13 protein-coding genes are annotated in these 18,958 nt (G+C 63.4%); 3 read left to right on the forward strand and 10 right to left on the reverse strand.

Annotation, left to right across the window (positions count from 1 at the left end):
• Positions 1 to 651 precede the first annotated feature (651 nt).
• From F4X11_03135 to F4X11_03150, 4 genes are all read right to left on the reverse strand, one after another.
• A complete protein-coding gene (locus F4X11_03135) occupies positions 652 to 963 on the reverse strand; it encodes a hypothetical protein (GenBank protein ID MYN64008.1) in 312 nt (103 codons plus the stop codon).
• A 583-nt stretch (positions 964 to 1,546) separates the two neighbouring features.
• Complete coding sequence (locus tag F4X11_03140; protein MYN64009.1) at positions 1,547 to 2,425, reverse strand: phage portal protein; 879 nt, start codon at positions 2,423 to 2,425, stop codon at positions 1,547 to 1,549.
• A gap of 607 nt (positions 2,426 to 3,032) precedes the next feature.
• A complete protein-coding gene (locus F4X11_03145) occupies positions 3,033 to 4,286 on the reverse strand; it encodes a hypothetical protein (protein ID MYN64010.1) in 1,254 nt (417 codons plus the stop codon).
• Between the two features lie 206 nt (positions 4,287 to 4,492).
• Positions 4,493 to 4,870: a hypothetical protein gene (locus tag F4X11_03150; protein ID MYN64011.1), complete on the reverse strand. Its 378-nt coding sequence runs from the start codon at positions 4,868 to 4,870 to the stop codon at positions 4,493 to 4,495.
• A gap of 387 nt (positions 4,871 to 5,257) precedes the next feature.
• Between F4X11_03150 and F4X11_03155 the strand changes: the two genes are divergently transcribed.
• Positions 5,258 to 5,677 carry a hypothetical protein gene (locus tag F4X11_03155; GenBank protein ID MYN64012.1) on the forward strand — a complete coding sequence of 140 codons (420 nt, stop codon included), beginning with the start codon at positions 5,258 to 5,260 and terminating at the stop codon, positions 5,675 to 5,677.
• An 83-nt stretch (positions 5,678 to 5,760) separates the two neighbouring features.
• On the opposite strand, the gene F4X11_03160 is transcribed toward F4X11_03155, so the two are convergent.
• The 3 genes from F4X11_03160 to F4X11_03170 all read right to left on the reverse strand — a co-directional run bounded on the left by F4X11_03160 (position 5,761) and on the right by F4X11_03170 (position 12,433).
• On the reverse strand, positions 5,761 to 6,813 hold the full coding sequence (locus F4X11_03160) for a carboxypeptidase regulatory-like domain-containing protein (GenBank protein ID MYN64013.1): 1,053 nt from the start codon (positions 6,811 to 6,813) through the stop codon (positions 5,761 to 5,763).
• A gap of 2,034 nt (positions 6,814 to 8,847) precedes the next feature.
• Complete coding sequence (locus F4X11_03165; GenBank protein MYN64014.1) at positions 8,848 to 11,457, reverse strand: S8 family peptidase; 2,610 nt, start codon at positions 11,455 to 11,457, stop codon at positions 8,848 to 8,850.
• Positions 11,405 to 12,433: an ATP-binding protein gene (locus tag F4X11_03170; GenBank protein ID MYN64015.1), complete on the reverse strand. Its 1,029-nt coding sequence runs from the start codon at positions 12,431 to 12,433 to the stop codon at positions 11,405 to 11,407. The genes F4X11_03165 and F4X11_03170 overlap by 53 nt, the downstream gene beginning before the upstream one ends.
• A gap of 273 nt (positions 12,434 to 12,706) precedes the next feature.
• On the opposite strand from F4X11_03170, the gene F4X11_03175 reads away from it, so the two are divergent.
• Together F4X11_03175 and F4X11_03180 are read left to right on the forward strand one after the other, a co-directional pair.
• Positions 12,707 to 16,711, forward strand: a complete 4,005-nt coding sequence (locus F4X11_03175) for a helix-turn-helix domain-containing protein (GenBank protein MYN64016.1) — start codon at positions 12,707 to 12,709, stop codon at positions 16,709 to 16,711.
• A 7-nt stretch (positions 16,712 to 16,718) separates the two neighbouring features.
• Positions 16,719 to 16,943 (forward strand): type II toxin-antitoxin system HicA family toxin, encoded by a 225-nt coding sequence (locus F4X11_03180; protein ID MYN64017.1) that lies wholly within the window; start codon positions 16,719 to 16,721, stop codon positions 16,941 to 16,943.
• 59 nt (positions 16,944 to 17,002) lie between these two features.
• Here the strand turns inward: F4X11_03180 and F4X11_03185 are convergent, their stop codons facing one another.
• The 3 genes from F4X11_03185 to F4X11_03195 all read right to left on the reverse strand — a co-directional run bounded on the left by F4X11_03185 (position 17,003) and on the right by F4X11_03195 (position 18,900).
• A complete protein-coding gene (locus F4X11_03185; protein MYN64018.1) occupies positions 17,003 to 17,254 on the reverse strand; it encodes a type II toxin-antitoxin system HicB family antitoxin in 252 nt (83 codons plus the stop codon).
• Positions 17,255 to 17,580: 326 nt separating this feature from the next.
• Positions 17,581 to 18,129, reverse strand: a complete 549-nt coding sequence (locus F4X11_03190; GenBank protein MYN64019.1) for a Uma2 family endonuclease — start codon at positions 18,127 to 18,129, stop codon at positions 17,581 to 17,583.
• 183 nt (positions 18,130 to 18,312) lie between these two features.
• Entirely contained in the window at positions 18,313 to 18,900 is a 588-nt protein-coding gene (locus tag F4X11_03195; protein MYN64020.1) for a Uma2 family endonuclease, read from the reverse strand.
• Positions 18,901 to 18,958: the final 58 nt, after the last annotated feature.

The following is an 18,958-nucleotide window of genomic DNA, read 5'->3' on the forward strand; positions in this document are numbered from 1 at the left end:
CAACCGGCAGAAATAGTTGTCGTTCACCGGCAAAAGTAGTTGACGCCGAACACCGGTCCGCTTCTCCAGCGCTGCAATCGCACAGGGTCCGCACCGGGGGGGACCGGGACGACCCACCAGGGCCAGCGCACCACAAGGGCACTTACGCGGGGGTTTGGTGTCGCGTTGCTTGCGGGCAAGCTCGTGTCGGATTTGCCGCGCCCGGCAGTTGACGCACAGCGGACGACCATCCATCGGGGGATGCTTACCGCACTTTGGACATAGCCCCTGTGCCTTGCGGTCAGTATGCAGTCTTGCCTGTCGAGCGTTGTTGATGGACGCGCATCCATCACATAGGGCGGCACCACTAGGGACTGCCTTACCACACTGCACACATTCCTTGTGTGCCCGACGGTTATCGTAGTCTGCTTTCTCCCGTGCTTGACGATGCGCGGGTGATTCAATGGTAAATCCCCCGTTGTGCGTAACGTCGGTAAGACCGGGAACAAACGCCGGTAGGCAGCGGTAAGTATGGACAATCGAGCGTAGACGCTCGTGCTCGATATGTAGTGTGGGGAACACGGCAAAAGGATAGGACAGGTGCGGGGGTCCGGGAGTCCGCCAAAACCCGGACCCCCCACCACGCCGAAACCACCAGGGGGATAAGCAACCCTAGTCGGTCGGCGGTTCGTTGGACGGCGGCGCCGTCGTCGTGTCGTCGTTCTCCGGGTGATGCTGTTCGGCCAGTGCCGCAATTTGCTTCTCGACCCTGGTGACAAACGACGTTGCCTTCTCGTGCAGCACCATCGTTACGTGCGCATACCGGTGGTCGAAGGTGACGTGGCACCGGTGGATCTTGCCGTCTTGTAACGGCGCGATGGGTTCGACACGTCGCACGTCCTCGGCGCGCAGATAGACGGTTGCCCCCTCCGGGTCGCCGTCCTTGTCGTACCCTTGCAGCTTCATGAAGTGTGCCCGTGCCATTGGTCCTCCTAGCGATAGGATGCAAGTATGGACGCGGCACCACTACGATGCACGCATCCGGCAACAGATGTCGGGATGGGGTTGGGGTTCAGCGCGTCACCTTTGACCCTTGCCGGGCCATAGGCATCCAACCACGCGGCAACCCGGGTGACTGCTTGGACGATGGGTCCCGGCAAGTCCTCGTCGGGGGTATACCGGGCCACGATGCGATAGGTGCCGTGGTCTTCGACCATCACACGTCCACCAGGGACCAAGTGCTTGTCGGTATATGCGGCGTATGCCTCGTCAGTGTCGGACCATCGGTCGATGCTTACGAGGGTTGCACCTACGCAGTTGCTATGCGTCGGGAAAAGCGGACAGTGCTCGCGGGGGTCAAGCTCGATTTCGACGGTGGACTGTCGATAGTCGGAGGTCCCCCGCAACCACAACGTACGCGACCATGCTTCGATTTCGTGGAACGCGGTCTCGACCCATGACTGATCTAACGTCCGGGTCGGGGTTGCACTAATCAACGATGCCGACTTGGACCGCTCGACCATATCAGTCGGGACGACCCCCGGTGTCACGACGGTCGATACCAGTTTCATAGTCCGACCGCCTCCCGTGCGTCCGCTATGGACATCCCCGATACCACCAAGCGAGAAAGGGCCATGGCCCGGTGCGACACGTCCGGCGTGTCGAGAAGGTCAAGGTCGATGACGACCCGACGACGAAGCAACCGGGACGCTTCCTGCTCGATAAGACGCGCCAGCGCCATCAGGGTATGCGTCTTTAGGATGCGGACCCCTTCGCGTAACGCTTGTCCCGTCTGTGTCCCGTCCAAGTGTGCGATTGCCGGGGGGATGCCGTGCAACATCATGACCGCCCGATACACTTGGGCAAACAGGGACACGGTAGCGGGCATGGGTTCGGGTCCAAGTCGTTCGGGGACTAGGTCCTTGGCCGGGGCCGAGCTTGCGCCGACGCCGTGACCTTGTCGGGTCGTTTCAACAAGTCCGATGCGGCGGGGTGCGTCTAACGTCGCCGCAATCTGACCGGCGATGCGGTCGAAGGTCTTGTCGTCCATCCCGGTCGGGTGCGTCAAGATGCGTCCGACACCTACTGCCGCTTCATGACCTAGACCATGCTCCAGGGCGCGCGCTAGCGTCCCTGTGGACGCTGCCTCGTCCAAGGACGACCGACCTTCCCAGGGACGACGCAGGGGCGCATGCTGGCGGACGTGCAGCACGTCATCCGGTGTCGCGGTCAACTGCTCGGACGTGTCGGGACCGGCGATGTCAAGCTGGTAGCGCCACGACCGGGGACTACCGTTGATGCCAACACACTGCGCACGGTCGAAGAACAGACCGCCGTCCCCGGCCCGTAGCAAGTGGTAACTGTTACCGAACCGGATCAAACCATGCACGATGTCCGACACGACAAGCGGCGTCAACAGCCCACCATCGCCCGTCAGACGCGCCACGGACATCGACCCTGCCAACCACCGGGCCGCCGCTACCTGTGCGCCTGATACAGCGCTGCGCAGCCCTGACGCCGTTTGTAGTTGACGGTCGAGAGCAGTCTGTGTGTAGGACGACCGATGCTCTCGGACGGGGGGACCCCGCAAGTCACCGAGGGTAATCATTACAACCACACTCGGCGCGGGGACCGGTCCCGAACCTCGGCCCGTGTCTGCACATACTCCGGGTCGTCCGTCAACGCAGCACCATCGACGTATGCCGATTCGACTTCCCGGACCCCGGACGCGGTCCGCACTTCCCGCAGTGCGACAAACTCAACCGACATATGGTCCTTACCGGACTTGACGGCAGAGAAAATGTCCGGGGTAGCAGGGACCGCGATCCGTATCTCGGTCCCTACCCGTGTCGGGACGGCACGTGCTACTTCCGCGCCAAGGTGCTCCAACCGGATCGCTACCCCGTCGGTCGGCCAGACGACACTACCAGGGGCAAAGACTTCCGCACGGCCCCCGCGCGCAACATGACCCTCGGTCATGATGACACCGTGCAGCATCGGTCCGTCCTTGGACGACCGAACTTCGACCGCGATAGACCGTGGCAGCCTGTCCATTACGCGATCTTGGGATGCAGTTCCTTGACTTGGTCGGTCCCGTAAGGGATGACCGGGTCGGCGCTAAGCAGCGTGTAAGTGATCAACATCTCACCCTTGCCGGCGTTGGTGTAAGGATCGACCACGGTTTCGATACCGCCCCACGTCGGCAGATACGGTGGTAGTCCCTGACCGGTCAGATGGATCAACGCCTTCTGCGCATTGGACGCCGCAGCCGGTACGCGACTGGACACGACGGACGCGGCCAAGTGACCCCGGACCCAATCCCACAGGGACATCGAGTTGTCACCCGCAGTCGGGAAGGTCGCTGCCAACTTGGCGAACGTCGCGGTCCCCAAGAGCATGCGAATGTCCCCATACCCGCGTACGTGCTTGTCGCCGTCCACCAGGGCCGATACCAGCGTGATGTAACTGGCCCACGTCAGGGTATTTGACTCCGCGGTTACGTCGGTCGCTTGCGTGAACAAGTCGCTTGTCGCATTGGCAAAGACGTAGTTGTCGAGCCCGTCCGACAGTGCCGCCATTGTCACGGACCGAAGGTCCCGGTCCAAGTCGGGATAGACCGCAAGGTCTTCGACGGCCATTGCGACTTGGACGACAAGTCCCCGCTCCGGCGCGCGACTGATGGTCGTACCATACGTCGCGTTTGCTTGCGTGACCCCCGTACCCTTTGCCAGCTTCGCGGGGGTCGGACCCGATGCGAGCTTGGGTTGCGTCAACTGCCCCGGTCCCATCCCCCGGACGGTCCCACCGAACGCCCCGAATGCGGACGCCGCAAAGACGACCGGGATGGTCGGTAAGACGGTCCGGTCGATGGGCTGGTTGTCGGTCGCGCCCAAGTTGGGGGGACTGGTTACCGCACGGGTCTCACGAGGGTCGGGACCGACATCGAAAAGGTCAATGGGGAAGTGACCCGGACGACAGTCCGCTAGCAGTTCCGCCTCGACCCCGTCCAAGGACTGACGCTGCCCGATATGTTGGATGATGCGTCCGAAGTTGCAACGCTGGCGCATGTCGCGTAACTCGCGTTGCTGCGTGTCCACCGTTACGACGGTGGACTTGTCTTCCTCGGACTTGACCGCTTCGCGGTACTCCTTCTCGACACTGACGATCTGCTTGTCCAGATTGACGGCATCGGTGCGCAGCGTAGACGTGTCGTCCCCGTCCTTTGCCGCGTTGATCTTGCTGCGCAGTTCGGACTGCTTCTCGCGCAGTTCGGACAGCCTTAGTCCGAGTTCGACTGACTTACGCATGGTGATACCCCTTGACTAAGACGACCGGTCTTGCTGCCGCCCTTGTCCGGAAAAAGACCGTCCTTTGCCCGTTTGACGGTCAGTCTAACACGCATCGGATGGTCTATCAAACGTCCTTTTCAGTGCCCGGATCGGGTAATCTAGGGCGGTATTTTTCCGGACAATTTCAGCCGCTAGGCGGAAATACGCGCGGTCCCGCTGGTGTTTTACCGTCGCGCGGGTCCCATGTCGGTTACATTACCGAGCGTGTCACGTAGGCGCAAGGTCTCCCTGTCTGTGTCCACGTCAAAGAAGCGGACGGACTGCCCATCATACCAACCGATAGACGTAGGGATGCGGGGTTTCCACGACCCGTCGTCTTGTTGGTCTGCGTTCATGATGTCGCAAAAGGCCCGCTTGAAGTCGTCCCCAAACGGTAGCGGTAGGTCGTCCATCTTGCGCCGGTCCGTCACATATAACGTGTAAGCCATGTGGGCCAAGTCGCGGTCCAAACCGAGGGTAACCAAGTCATCGATAACAGACCCTCGATTGCGCAGCGTGTTGATGTAGGTGTGATAAGCATCGCGCGGGGTGATTGTGGTCATCGGACTTTGTCTCCTGGTGTCGCGAGGGTTGTCTTTGACGCAGCGTCCAAGTGTAACACAACGGTCGTTTCTTGCCGTACCAACCTTACCAACCCAGACAGTCTAGGTTGGTAACTGTAAGTCGTTGAGAAAAAACGACTTTACCAACCATACCAACCTTACCAACCAAAAAGGTCGGGCACCCGCACGGGAAACAACAACAGACAGTGTTATCTGTTGAACAGACAAGCATGTGTGTTACGATTCGATTTGATGTCGGTAGGGCGGAAGGTTGGTAAATCCGGTCACGGTTGGTTAATACCCCTCTTTGCAAACACTTACAAGCAGCCCTCGGTTGGTACAAGGTTGGTAAAGGTTGGTAGAGGTTGGTAATCGGAAGGAGGACCAATGACACGTGATGACTTTCTAGTGCTGGCTACCCTCGGGACTGCGCGGGTTAAGTACCGTAAGAAGCACAGTCATATCTACCGCACGGAGGGGCGAGCGGTCTTGCTACACGGGACAAAACCGTGTGTCGAAGTGACGAAGCTAATACCCATCGAGTACTGGCCGGGCGTCGAGCTAATCGACGTGATAGACCCCACGATGACCAAGCCACCACATGGGATGGAACGACTTGTCCACTATGAGACGAGGTCGGTCTACTTGGACGAGTGCGCAATGGCCCGACTTGTGATGGAGCATGCCAAGGACGTTGACCTGCCACTACCCACAACCGATGTCCTTGGTGACGTTACCTGCCCCCTATGCCGGTGGGAGCACATACCGAGACCGCAAGCGTCGGATGTCTCGGATGATGTCTGGTAGCTTACCCCGTCCATTACCCCGTTGCCCGGTCCCCGCTGGCGCGGGGACCGGATCTGCCGAGGGTAATAGACCCTCGGACGTTATCAAGGTGCAAAGCCCTGCCGGTCAAAGTATTCGAGCCGGTTGGGGATCGCTACCAGGATGGCAGTTTGGTCAGTATCCCTCAACCGCCCGGACATCCGCAGTGCGTAGTAAGGTAGGATGCTTTCGGCCACGTCTTCCCGACCCGGATTGTCACGGGCATACGTCGATATAAAGACACCGTCGGCAGTTTGTGCCGCAGTCCAACCCGAAGCATCTGCATGCTTGGTGTCTAGCGACACGTGGGCCGCTTCGTGAAACAGCACCTCCTCCAGAAACCCGTCATCGATATACCGTTGACCTTGTCCGGTATGGACCAGAAAGGACCCGTTAGGGTTACCACCAAACAGCTCGACACCGTCGTTGATTTCGACTTCCCGGGCATTGGTCATCATAAACGCCGGTAGTCGTCCGAGCGGGTGTGCGTAAGTATCGACCTCATTACGGGCCGCATCTACGCTACCGAACTCGGGGTTTACCTGAAACTCGACATTACCCCAGGTATACCGCGCGTCAAACAGGTAGGCATCAACCGTGATCCACCGGTCAACCCGACGGTCGAAGACATCGCGCATGCCGCGGCCGGTATATGTCACGTCCACCAAGGATGACGGGTCAGAGGTAGTGATCAGTTGGGGTGATATAAACACGGTCCCATCAAAGGGCGGGATGCCCGTGTGGTCTAGCTGGAAGTCCACCGTCCGATCTTGGTCCATCGTGACCGTGACCGATGCGGGGACATGGTGCAGACTGGACCCCGTAACGACAACAGCACCGGACACACTTGGGAACCTGTAACGGCCGTCAGGGTCGGCAGTGGTCGATCGCCCGTTGTCAAGACGGACGGTCGCACCGGCGATCAAGGGGCCATCTGGACGACTGTCGCGCACCGTGCCGGACAGGGCATATCCGGGGGTGGTGGGGCTGGTCGGGCTGGTCGGGCTGGTCGGGGACGACGGCGCACCGTCACCACAGGCAACGAGCACCACCACTACAAAACAGGCGATGACTGTTCGCATTTTGGGTCTTGCTCCTGAAAATGTCCGGGACACCATTGTCCGGGGATGTTCGGGGAAGATCGTATCCTAAACACTCGTCCACTTGCCACACATCAAGAGTCGGGTGTATGCTTGGTGGCAGAAAAGGGGGGTGCTTGATGCGAGGTAGACGACTTGGGGCGGCAGGGTTGTTGGCAGGTCTGCTTGCAGCTAGCGCGGGCGGTGCGTGCAATGCGATTGACTTTCTGGCGGGTGGTGGTTTGTCTGGACAACACTATAGCGGGATACCTACTTCACCGTCTCCGACGGGACCCGCCTACAACTGTGACAACCCGCAACAGATTTGGACGACCGGTCGTGCTTACGGCGACCCGCAGATCGATACCTTCTGTCAGCAAGCATGCCTTTACGTCAATGCGGGTCAGGTATCCGCACTTGGCGAAACGTGCAGTGTTTTGCACGGCTTTCGTCGGATTACCGCAGACGGCAGCGACCCGCGGACAAGGTGTCGGCCGTGTAGTGGAACGTACTGATCGGGGGCAAGGCAAAGTGAGCAAAGTGACAAGGATGCTGGTTACGTTTGTTGCGTCTTTGTTGGTGGTCTTGGTTGGGACTGCCGAAGGGCAAATACGCGAATCGGCTGAACGGTTGATTGAAGCGGCAGCAAGTCAACCAGAAACAGAGGATGACAACGCGAGTAAATGGTCCGGGCAAAGTCGCTATAATAGGTTCGTGTATGGGGCAATACTTCTTGCGGTCGGGATTACGTTGGACAGGTCGTGGGAGTTTGATACCTGTGAGGTCGAAGCCGGTGACTGCCGGTTTGTAGCTTGGACGACCGTCTTTACAGTTGGGGCAGGGGCCTTTCTTGTGACGGACGCGACTGAGTTGCTATGGTCGCGAGAGTTTAGTGCAAAGGGTTTGAAACGGCCAGTCAATGTCGGGGTGTCGGGAGCTACAGTCCGAGTTAGTTGGTAGCGGGGCGCAAACCTGAAGAGAAGGAGGTAAAGTATGAGCAGTGTGCAGGGTGGGCCAGCAATCGCGACCGTGGTAGTCGGTGCGGTAATGACCGTGGTGGATGTCTGGGATGTTCTTAGTAGTCAGGATGTCCCTATTCTCGCTGTGACTACGTTGTTTGCAGTGGTCGCTTACGGGGTCAGTCTCGGTCGATGGGCGGGTAGCGTAGATACCCGACTGGATAAGCTAGAGCAGGAGATAAAGGACACCAAGAGTCAGATGAAAGCTGCCGGCAGACACCTGTCGTAGGAAAAGGACGCAAAGGGGGGACATCGTGCTAGGATTGTCGGGTCCCTGGGTTGCCCTCCGCACGCCCCCACCAGGGGGTCAACCCGGACCCGATGTCGTGTCCGCAACCGGTCCGACACCCTACGTGCATCCCGATAATCCCGATGGTCCCCCCTGCAACGTGCCCGTGGGCAGCGTGTGGGAAGATTTTTTTTGCGGCACGCGATGCGACCAATGTTTACGGGCGATTTTGCGGTCTGTGTGCTTTCCACGAGGGCAACCACGCCATGGTCAACCTGCTCAGTGCCGGGCGTGCCGACGAGCAGCAGGCGCTCGACGCGGCGGCGCTGGTCTCGCAGCAGCGGATCCAGGCCGGGCACCCGGGTGTGCGGGAGCCGGCGGTGCCGTTCGCGCCGATTCCGGATGGCAGCCGGTGACTTCGTGTGGCGCCCGGCGCGACAGGAGATGAGCATCAGGACGATCTTCGAGACCTGCCGTCCGCGCCTGATCTCTTTCCCGGTGTTCCGGAACGGACTTTGTTGAGACCGACGACATGCGGGTGGCGGAGTCCTTTGTGCATGTGGGCGTGTCCGCGACAGACGGGCTGAACTGGACACGCGAACGCTTCGGTGGCACTGAACCCAAGGGATCGGCGATGTCGAGCGTGGGGCTTGACGCATTCAAGCAGATGCTGGCCGATCCCGACGGCCGGCTGTCTCGCTTCTTCGCGACCTCCCCCGATGCTACTTCGGTCCGGTGGCTGAGCGTCTACTCGACGAGCAACCTCGGGCGTGGATCTGACATGCGCATCCGCTCGGGTGCGGGTTGCCGATCTCAGCGGTCGGCCTACTGGGCGTTGGCTGTCACCAGCGGCTGTATTCCGAGGCGCTGGCGGATTTCCTGGTAGACAGGCACGCCCTCGCCGGCTTCGATAGTGACTGCCAACCCGTACCTGATCGGCTGGTCGAGTGCGCCGCCCTGCTGTCGACAGAACACGCGGCACTGCATGTGCCCGTCATCAACGAACGCCACCGCTCTGTCGCCGCGGTACCGGGCGTGAAACAGTGATCCGCGCGGCACGGACTTGTCGGACGGCTGCTCCGGGAGGCGGCTGACGCCGGCGCTCGTCGCGAGGTCGAGCGGCTGGAGTTCCAGCTTCGCTCGGCGGTATGCGCGATGCCGGACATTGACGGGAGAGAACCACGCGAGCGTCAGCGTAATCGAGCGAGGCTCGGTGACACGTTCGAGGCTGGCCGGGAGCGGTACCCGATACAGGGTCGCGGAGCCGTCAGGGGTGACCGTCCCGTGGCCAACCAGAGTCGCCCGGTTCGCCGCGCACGTCATCGCCTCCTCGACGCGGGGCCGGCCGTAGCCCAGAACGCGCGCGATGTTGTCCCTGCGCGGAACGTATTGTCCCTGACCGTGGGGCCCGTAGAGCTGCTCGAGCAGGGGCCCTTTCGCACCCCACTGGGCGCGGTGGGCAAGCAGGGCTTTGACGACCACGCCATAGTATTCGGAGGGAACATCAGCCAGGATCGCGCCGTTCTCTTCATCCATCAGCGCGTCGAACAGCCGATGGGCAGCGCGCGTCGCGAGGGCCGTGGCGGCACTCGTCCCGGCGGTCAATCCCTCCTGGTCGAGTTGCCCGTCCGCATCCGGGATGGCGGTTTTCAGCCCGAAGAACTGGCCTGGCACCGCGGATCGAACGCGCAATCCCGCGCCCGCGCTGACGATACTGAACAACTCCCGCCCGCCAGGCATGAATATGTCGGGCTTTATGACCTTGCGATGTCCAAGCCCCAGGGCGGACGTGATGTTCGGTCCGGGGGCGCCTTCGTACGGCGCGTACACGAGATTCGAGCCGTTGGTGGTGGCTACGGCGTCTTCATTCCAGGCACCGACGGTGATCACGTTCAATGCTTCCGCCGGCGAGAACAGGGTGCGCTGAGATCGTTGCTGTTCCAGGGCCTCGAAGATGGCCCGCTCACGCTCGCCAGGCGTGGCCTGCTCCAGGTCGAGCATCCCGTTGAACGCGGGGACTTCCAGGGGATCGAGGATGTTGCCGGCGCTGACCAGGAACAGGATGCCGAACCGGTCCGCGAGGTGGTCGAGGAGGCGGCCCCAAGGGCTCATCGGTCCTGAAAACGGGCGTTTCTCGTCCCCGAGCGAGAGGTTGACGAGAAAGACCTCCGGCGCCGTGGCGGGGCCTTCAGAGTCTCCCTCCTTCATCCGCAGTACCGCCCGATGGATCGTGTCGATCAGCAGACGGTTCCCCTGCGTCCGTTCGGTGAGGCCACCTCCGGGGGCATAGAGGACGGGCCGCACGTAGAGCGGGCGTTGCAACGGCGGCTCGTCGCGATTGCGGTCCCCGTGAAGGATCAGTGACGCCATTTCGGTGCCATGGCGCCGCTCGGTGACGATACTGAGTGCGTCGAGATCGTCCGGGTCGTCGAACGTGACGCGACCGTCCAGGAGGCGATGTCCCAGTACGGGCACGCCGTCGAACAGGGCGGCGATCGGCGGTGTGTCCGCGGTGGGTGCGGGCTCGACCGTCCCACCGGCGCCAAGGGTGTCGACGGCGGTGGGAAACTGCGCGGTCGATTGGGGTCGGACGAGCATGACGTCATCACAGACGGTGAGCGGCGATTGGTCGCGTTGTCGCAGGCGCAGAACCTCCGCAGCCGGCAGGTTGACGAGGGCGGCCTCGTACGCAATCTCCGGGATCGACGCCCGGTGGAGATACTCACCTCCGACCGCACGGACCGCCTGTTCGAAACGGACGGACGACTGTTGCTGGCGGTCCGTGCTCCGGTAGCTCCAGAGCTCGACTTCGACACGGACGGGATCCGTGCGGGCTTCCAGTTCGTCGGCGAGCCACTCAATGGTGCTTTCGGGAACGCGGTCCAGTGGTCCCCACGCACGAAGCTGACGCAGGCGGTCGAACAGATCGAACCAGGGGCCGAAGCCGCGACCTGCACGCTCCCCGGCCTGGTACCGATCCCAGAGCCGCAGCAGTTCCTGGAGCGCTCTGGTGTCCGGCATCGCCAGGTAGAGCCGGCCGACGACCGGCTTGTCGTCACGAACTTGGCCGTCCCGGCCCCTCCGGGTGTCGCGTACGGCGAAGTCCGTGTCCGTTTCGAACTCCGCCTCTTCGTCACCGAGGTATTCGAGCCCGGGAATGCGTTGCGCGGCTCCCTGAAAGTCGGCGATCGCGCCTGCGACCTCCAGCACGATCGCGCGCTCCGGCGCGATGCCGGCGGGATCCTCACGCAGGGTTACCGGATCGCGATCCCCGTCAAATACGTCCCGAAGACGCTGAAAGACCGGTTGGAGCCGCTCGCCTTGGCGCGCTCGCGTCGGCAGGCGCAGGTCGTTTGCGCCTCTTGGTCCCGCCGGACGTTGATCAGGAACCGGGGTGGGGATCGGTAGTAGCGGGAACTCCGCCATCCGTTGCATCTCCGTTCGCAGAGGCCCGCAGCCGTTCCCTCCAGAGCTTCAGCCGCTCGGCAACGATCGCCCGGAGCGGCTTTGCTCCCATCGCGAGTACCAGGTGCCGGCGCACGTCTCGACAGAACTCCTCGGCCTCGGCGTAGCTGACCGCGCCGAGGCTCTTGGCAATCGTGGCGGGCGTCCGCCCCAGTGGTTCATCGAGCGAGTTGGCGAATCGGGCGAGATAGGCGGTCAGATCGGCGCGCGTCGGTGCATCCAGCGCGAGCCGTACCTGGAAGCGGCGCCACGCCGCCCGGTCGAGAAGCTCGGCGTGATTGGTCGCGGCGACGACGACCGTATAGCTCGGCAGGTCGTCGACCTGCATCAGCAGGGAGGAGACGACGCGCTTGATCTCGCCGGTCTCGTGGACGTCGCCGCGCTCCTTGCCGACGGCGTCGAACTCGTCGAAGAACAGGACGCACGGGGTGGTCCGGGCGTAGTCGAAGACGCGCTTGAGCCGCGAGGCGGTCTCACCGAGAAAGCTGCCGATCAGCGCCTCGTACCGCACGACGAAGAACGGCGTCGCCAGCGCTTCCGCAATCGCCTCGGCGAGGGAGGTTTTTCCGTTTCCCGGGGGCCCGACGAGCAGGATGCGATGCCGCGGTTCGAGTGCATGCGCGCGCAGCACGGACGCCCGATGCTGTTCCTCGATCAGTTCCTCGCAGGTGCGGCGGACAAGGTCGGTCAGAACGAGATCGGCGAGCCCCTTGCGGGGCGTCAACTCGATCACGAACTGCCGGTGCGGTCGACCAGGACCGATGAAGGTCGGCGCGCCGGCGCTGCTGCCGTTGACCCGCAGGGCGTCGGTCAGCCGGTCCGCCAGCACGTTGTGGCGCTTCGCCCGTTCCTCGGCGATGATCGCCTCGGTCACGGAACGCGCCCGCGCCCTGTCGCCGCTTGATCCCGCCTTCACGAGCGAAACCAGGAGGTCGCTCCGTGCCATGTCCGTTCCCGATCGTTCGATGCGTTCCCGCAGCAAGGCCTCGCCGCGCGGCAAGACGAGTCAGTTTACCGCCTGTTGACATCCTCTCGCCGGTCTCAGCGAATGTGCCAAGTCCCTACAGGTCATCGTGGCGCCCTGTCGGCGGAGTCCTTGTTGAGTGACTGCTATTGATGTGTGTAGCGCGTCACAATACAATATCTACGTGTGACTGGATCTGGGCGTCGTTCCACGGGCATCGGTCGCTTCATCCGGCAGCACGTCGTCCCGGCGGGGATGACGGTGACTGAAGCTGCCCGCCGATTGGGGGTCGGCAGGCCCGCACTGTCGAATCTGCTGAACGGCAGGGCGGCGCTGTCCCAGGAGATGGCCCTGCGGTTGGAAGGAACGTTCGGTGCCGACCGAGCGAGACTGCTGGCGCTTCAGGCCGCGTCCGACCGCGACCGCCGCAGTGTCGAAGACCGGGCCGTCGCGGTGGGTACCTACGCGCCGAGCTTCCTCACGATCAAGGCGCGGGAGATCGTCGACTGGGCGGCGGGGAACATCCGGGCGCGCGAGCATCTGCCGGTGCTGTTGCGGCGACTGATCCATGCGACCGGCCGCGAACTGCGCCACGTGGACTTCCCCGGTTACGACAACGCACAGCGGCACGGCTGGGACGGTTGGATCGAAGCGGGCGCGGCGACGCCGTGGGTCCCGGAAGGTAGGTCGGGATGGGAGTTCGGCGTCGACCAGCGCCCAGGCGCCAAGGCTGATCGCGATTACCAGGCTCGTCTCAACACGATCTCCCCGGCGGAACGGGCGGAGTGCACCTTCGTGTTCGTGACGCCGCGCAACTGGGAGGGCAAGGAACGCTGGGCGCTCGGCAAGGAGGCTGCCGGCGACTGGAAGGCGGTGCGGGCGCTCGATGCGAGCGACCTCGAACAGTGGCTGGAGACCACGATCGCGCCGCGCATCTGGCTCGCCGAACAGTTGGAGATTCCCACGGAGGGTTTCGAGACGCTCGGCCGTTCCTGGCGTCTGTGGGCCGAGGCCAGCAATCCGCCGCTGACGCCCGCGATCTTCGGACCGTCCGTCGCCGCCCATGTAAAGGATTTCAAGAAGTGGCTGGAGACTGCGCGCCCCGACCGCCCCTTCACCGTCGCTGCCGATTCCAGGGACGAGGCCGTCGCGTTCGTCGCGTGCCTGTTGTGGCACGAGGACGTGCCCGAGCACGATCGGGATCGAGCCGTCGTCTTCACGGAGGCGAGCACGCTGAGAACGCTGGCGCAGTCGTCCTCTCCGTTCATTCCGATCGTGCACAGCGAGGAAGCCGAGCGCGAGATTGCCACGCTATACCGCCATCGTCATTGCATCGTCGTGAGGCCACGCAATGCAGTCGACCGGGAACCGGATATTGCCGTCGAACTGCTCGGTCACGCGGCGTTCGAGGAGGCGCTCGCCGACATGGGCATCGAGCGGGATCGCTTCGACCGGCTGGCGAGCGAATCGGGCCGCTCGCCGACCGTGCTGCGGAGGAGGCTGTCGCGGGTCCCCGCGGTCAGGACGCCGCCGTGGGCCGGAGACCGGGAAGTCGCGAGGAGTCTGATCCCGATGGTTCTTGTCGGCGCATGGCACACCGGGTCGAAGGCCGATTGCGAGGTCCTTGCGGCGCTGGCAGGCCACGACTACGAGGAGATCGAGAAGAACATCACCGACCTGCTCCAACGCGACGATTGCCCGGTCTGGTCTGTTGGGCAGTATCGCGGCGTCGTTTCCAAAATCGATGCCTTGTATACCGTCAGTCCTTGGATGACGGCCAAGGACGTCACGAACTTCGTGGAGTTCGCCGAGTACGTTCTGTCCGAGTCCGATCCCGCGCTGGAACTTCCGGAGGACCAGCGTTGGTTCGCGGGCATCTACGGCAAGGTGCGCGAACACTCGAACGCGTTGCGGACCGGCGTCTGCGAGACGCTGGTGACGCTGTCGGTTCATGGGAACGCCCTGTTCCAGAAACGTCTCGGTATAGACGTGCGTGAGTACGTCGCAGACCTCGTCAAGCGCCTCCTCACGCCCTTCACGGGCGACAAGCTGCGATCGCACGACCGTGACCTTCCGGGGTACGCGGAGGCCGCTCCGGAAGAATTTCTCAGCTTGCTCGAAGGGGATCTCAAGGGGCCGAAGCCGGTCTTGCGGGAGCTTCTGAGGCCGGTGGGCCCCGGTTTTTTCGAGCATCCTGCGCGCACGGGGATCCTGTGGGCGCTGGAGCGCCTTGCCTGGAACCCGCAGATTCTCATGCGCGTCGTGCTCATCCTTGCCGAGCTCTCGCAAACGAAGATCGACGACAACTGGGCCAACAAACCAATCGGCAGTCTCTCTGCGATATTCCGCTCATGGATACCTCAAACGGCCACGCCGATCGACGATAGAATCAAGGCACTTGAGACGGTTTGCCTGCGCTTTCCCGGCATCGGCTGGGAGATTTGTATTCAGCAGTTTGACGGCCGTCAGCAGGTCGCCTTCCCCAACGCCCGACCACGTTGGCGGAACGACGCGGCAGGAGCCGGTCACGGGGTTACCCGAGGGGAATGGGGTAAGTTCGTCCGGAAGGCGCTCGATCTCGCGATTTCAAGGCCGAAGCATGACAAGAAGACACTGGGCGCTCTGGTTGAGCGTCTTTATGGCATACCGACCGATGAAGATCGAATTCGGGTATGGAACCTGATCGATTCCTGGTCCCAGGCCGAAAAGAACGAGAAGGCGAAAGCGGGGCTGCGTGATCAGATTCGCCGTACGGTTCTGACCCGGCGGGGACTTCTCCGCGGCATCGAGGCCGGCCAGAGAGACAGAGCGCGCGAGACCTGTGAGAAACTCGCGGCACGCGACCCGGTTCGCCGTCATGCGTGGCTCTTCGCAGATGCATGGGTGGAGTATTCTGCCGATGAACTTGATGAAGACGATCTCGACTTCGAGAAGCGGGAGAAGCTAGTCGATGGACTTCGCCGAGAGGCGATGGGAGAAATCTGGTCCGCGCGTGGACATGACGGCGTTCTTGCCCTCATGAAGGACTGCGATGCCTGGACGGTCGGGCACTACGCCGCGGTTTGCGCAACCGGGCACGGGGCGGCCCCCGATGTTCTTCGAGCCTGTCTGTCGACGACAACAACACAGACTCAAGAAAAGCAGGACGACTTCATGCGTGGGTTCCTGCGCGAGGTTGACGAGAACTCGCGTTCGAAGCTCATCTGCGCTCTTGCCGAGAGCACTGACGTTGATGAGATCGGTCGCCTCTTCAAATGCGCCCCGTTCCGCGACCAGACGTGGCGTCTCCTCGACCGGCAGGATTGGCGCGTACGACGGCGGTACTGGCATACCGCCTTTCCGACGCCGGCGCGTTTTACGGAGTCCGAGGCGACCGAGCTCGTCGATCGCCTCTTGGAGGCCGAGCGTCCACGAGAGGCTTTCTTTGCTGTGCGACTTGACTGGGATAAGGTGGAGACTTCCCATTTGAAACGCCTCCTGATCGCCGTGGCTGAAGCCGATATCCAGCCGGCCGGCCATTTCGATATCCGGTCCTGGCACCTTTCGAAAGCACTCGATGCACTCGATGGACGTCCGGGCGTCACGGTGGATGAGATGGCGCAACTGGAGTTCAAGTTCATACAGATGCTCGGTCACGGTCCCAATCTCGAAAGGAAGGTCAGCGAGTCGCCAGCCATGTTCGTGCAGGCTGTCGCTCTCGTTTTCAAGCGTAAGGACGATGGTCAGGACCCGCCGGAGTGGCGCGTTGACGACGCCGGCCGTCGCGCTTCCCTGCAGAACGCCGCATTCCGATTGCTTGAACAGGTCACGCGCGTACCCGGCGCGGACGACGAAGGACGCGTCGACGCCCATGCGTTGAGCCAGTGGGTCGCCGAGGCGCGACGCTTATGCGGGGAGTATGGCCGAGCCACGATCGGCGACCAGCAGATCGGCGAACTCTTGTCGCGGGCGCCGTCCGAGAAGGACGGTCCGTGGCCTTGTCGGGCGGTCTGCGAGGTCTTGGAGACCATCGCTTCTCAGGACATCGCGGCGGGCTTTGAGATGGGCGTATACAACGCTCGCGGCGTCCACTCGCGCAGCCTAGACGAGGGTGGCAGACAGGAGCGGGAGTTGTCGGCTAGGTATCGAGGGTGGGCGGCACAGTTGGTCTTCGACTACCCTTACGTCGCCAGCATCCTTGAACGTATCGCCAAAGGCTACGATCGAGACGCCGTGCGTGAGGACTCCGAGGTTCTCGTGATGAAGCGCCTGGAGCATTGACCGCCACATGGGACGGCTCGCCGGTTTCCGGTACCGGGACGTGGCGCGTCGGTTGCGACGTGCGGGCTACCGGTTCGATCGGCCCGGGCCGGGAAGCCACGAAGTGTGGCGTCACGAGCGGACTGGCCGGAAGGTCACGCTCCCGCGCCATGACGGCGACATGGCGGAGGGTACTCTTCGCGCGATTCTTCGTGAGGCGGGCATCGACGTTCGCGAGTTCCTGGCCGGCTGATGGCCTGGGCGTGGGCGACCGCCGCCGGCCCATGGCATGCCGGCGTGTCCCTCGGCGCACTACGGGACGCTGACGGGCACCAACAGATCCAACCCGGTTTCCGGCTCCTGAAGCCGGGTCAACGCGGGGGGGAGTGGATCACCGTGCTCGATGCACGACTCGGCGATCTTCCGGGCGAGTCCCTGGGCGATTTCGGTGGCCTCGGCGACGCTGCGCCCTTCCGCGACCAGACCGGGAACGTCGGGGCTCGTGGCGAGGAAGCCTGCGCCGGGCAGTCGCTCTATGTGAAGTCGAATCGTTGCTTCGGTCATCGTGTCGCGGAGGTTGCGAGCTTCCGTCGCAACGGCTCCCCCAAGTTGTGGGGCGGAACGGCGCCGCCACTCTATGCGATTCTACTGCGATGCGCCTCGCAGCGGCTCGATTCCGAGTCGGCGTAGCCGGAACGGGGCGGGCTGATGCCGGCCCGGGCTGACCGGGCGATTCCGCGTCGGCGCACTGCGCCGCTGGCATAACCGCTACGGGCGGCGCGAATGTCGCGAGGCTCCGGCGGGGTGCGCACGTGATGTCGTCGTTATTCGGTCGAGGGAGTCATGGACACGACGTGCATGGCATCCTCTCCCGGAATCGCGACGGCCGCTCAGGGCCACAGATCGCCGAGGCTGAAAGTGACCGCCTCGAAGGGGCGGATTCGGACCGGAGCATTGTCCTGGGCGGTTGCGATCAGCACCCACTCCCCGTCGCGCAGTTCGAACGCTTCCAGGGCGCGATCCGCGGGTTCGACGAGCCACAGATGCTCGATTCCCTCCCGCGCATAGACCGGGCGCTTGCCGTGCAGGTCGAGCTTGCGGGTCGAGGGCGAGAGCACCTCGCACACCCAGTCCGGCGCCAGCGTGCAGTACGCCGCATCGGGAAAGTCTGGCATCCGCTCCCGGCGCCAACCGGCGAGGTCGGGGACGATGATGTCCTCGCCCAGGTGCAACTCCGGCTCGTCGATGATCCACCAGCCGCCCGGTCCGCCGCGGCCGAACTGGAAGGGACCCGACAGGTCGTGGCCCAGCGACGAGGTGGCCAGCGCGTGCGGCATGGCCGGCCGCGGGTTGGTGTGGAGCACGCCGTCGACGATTTCGGCGACGCGATGCGGCGGAGCGTCCAGCACGTCCTGGTAGGTCGCCCGCGGTCGCGACATGGAACTACGCCGCCGTGCCGTGGTGCTTGCCGCGCTCATCGCGCCTCGTTACCCCCGCCGGCCATTGTACGCGACCACACCGGTACGCCTTCTGTTCGCCCCGGCGGTGGGGGCGTCAGTTCCAGAGCGTCGGTTGCCGGCGTCGGTGCAGGGTTGCGGAAGCGCGCACCAAACTCAGGGCGCTCAGGGCCACAGATCGCCGAGGCTGAAGGTGAACGCCTCGAAGGGGCGGATGCGGACCGGGGCGTCGTCCTGCGCGGTCGCGATCAGCACCCACTCTCCCTCGCGCAGTTCGAAAGCCTCCAGGGTGCGATCCGTCGGGTCGACCAGCCAGAGATGCCCGACCCCCTCCCGCGCGTAGACGGGGCGCTTGCCGTGCAGGTCGAACTTGCGGGTCGAGGGCGAGAGTATTTCGCACACCCAGTCCGGCGCCAGCGTGCAGTACGCCGCGTCGGGATAGACCGGCATTCGTTCGCGGCGCGAGCCCGCCAGATCGGGGACGAGGATGTCCTCGCCCAGGTGCAGCTCCGGTTCGTCGATGATCCACCAGCCGCCGGGGCCGCCGGCGTCGTGATCGAAGGGGCCGCCGATCTTGACGCCCAGGGATGAACTGGCTCGTGCGTGCGGCATGGCCGGCCGCGGGTTGGTGTGGAGCACGCCGTCGACGATCTCGGCTACGCGATGGGGCGGGGCGTCGAGCACGTCCTGGTAGGTCGCCCGCGGTTGCGGGCTCGACTTACGCTGCCGTGCCGCCGTGGCTGCCGCGCTCATTCCGCCCTCGTCTCCTCCCGCCATTGTATGCGACGGTCCGGAGCGGTCGAGGCACGCG

The organism is Acidobacteriota bacterium, from assembly GCA_009861545.1.
Lineage (GTDB): Bacteria > Acidobacteriota > Vicinamibacteria > Vicinamibacterales > UBA8438 > WTFV01.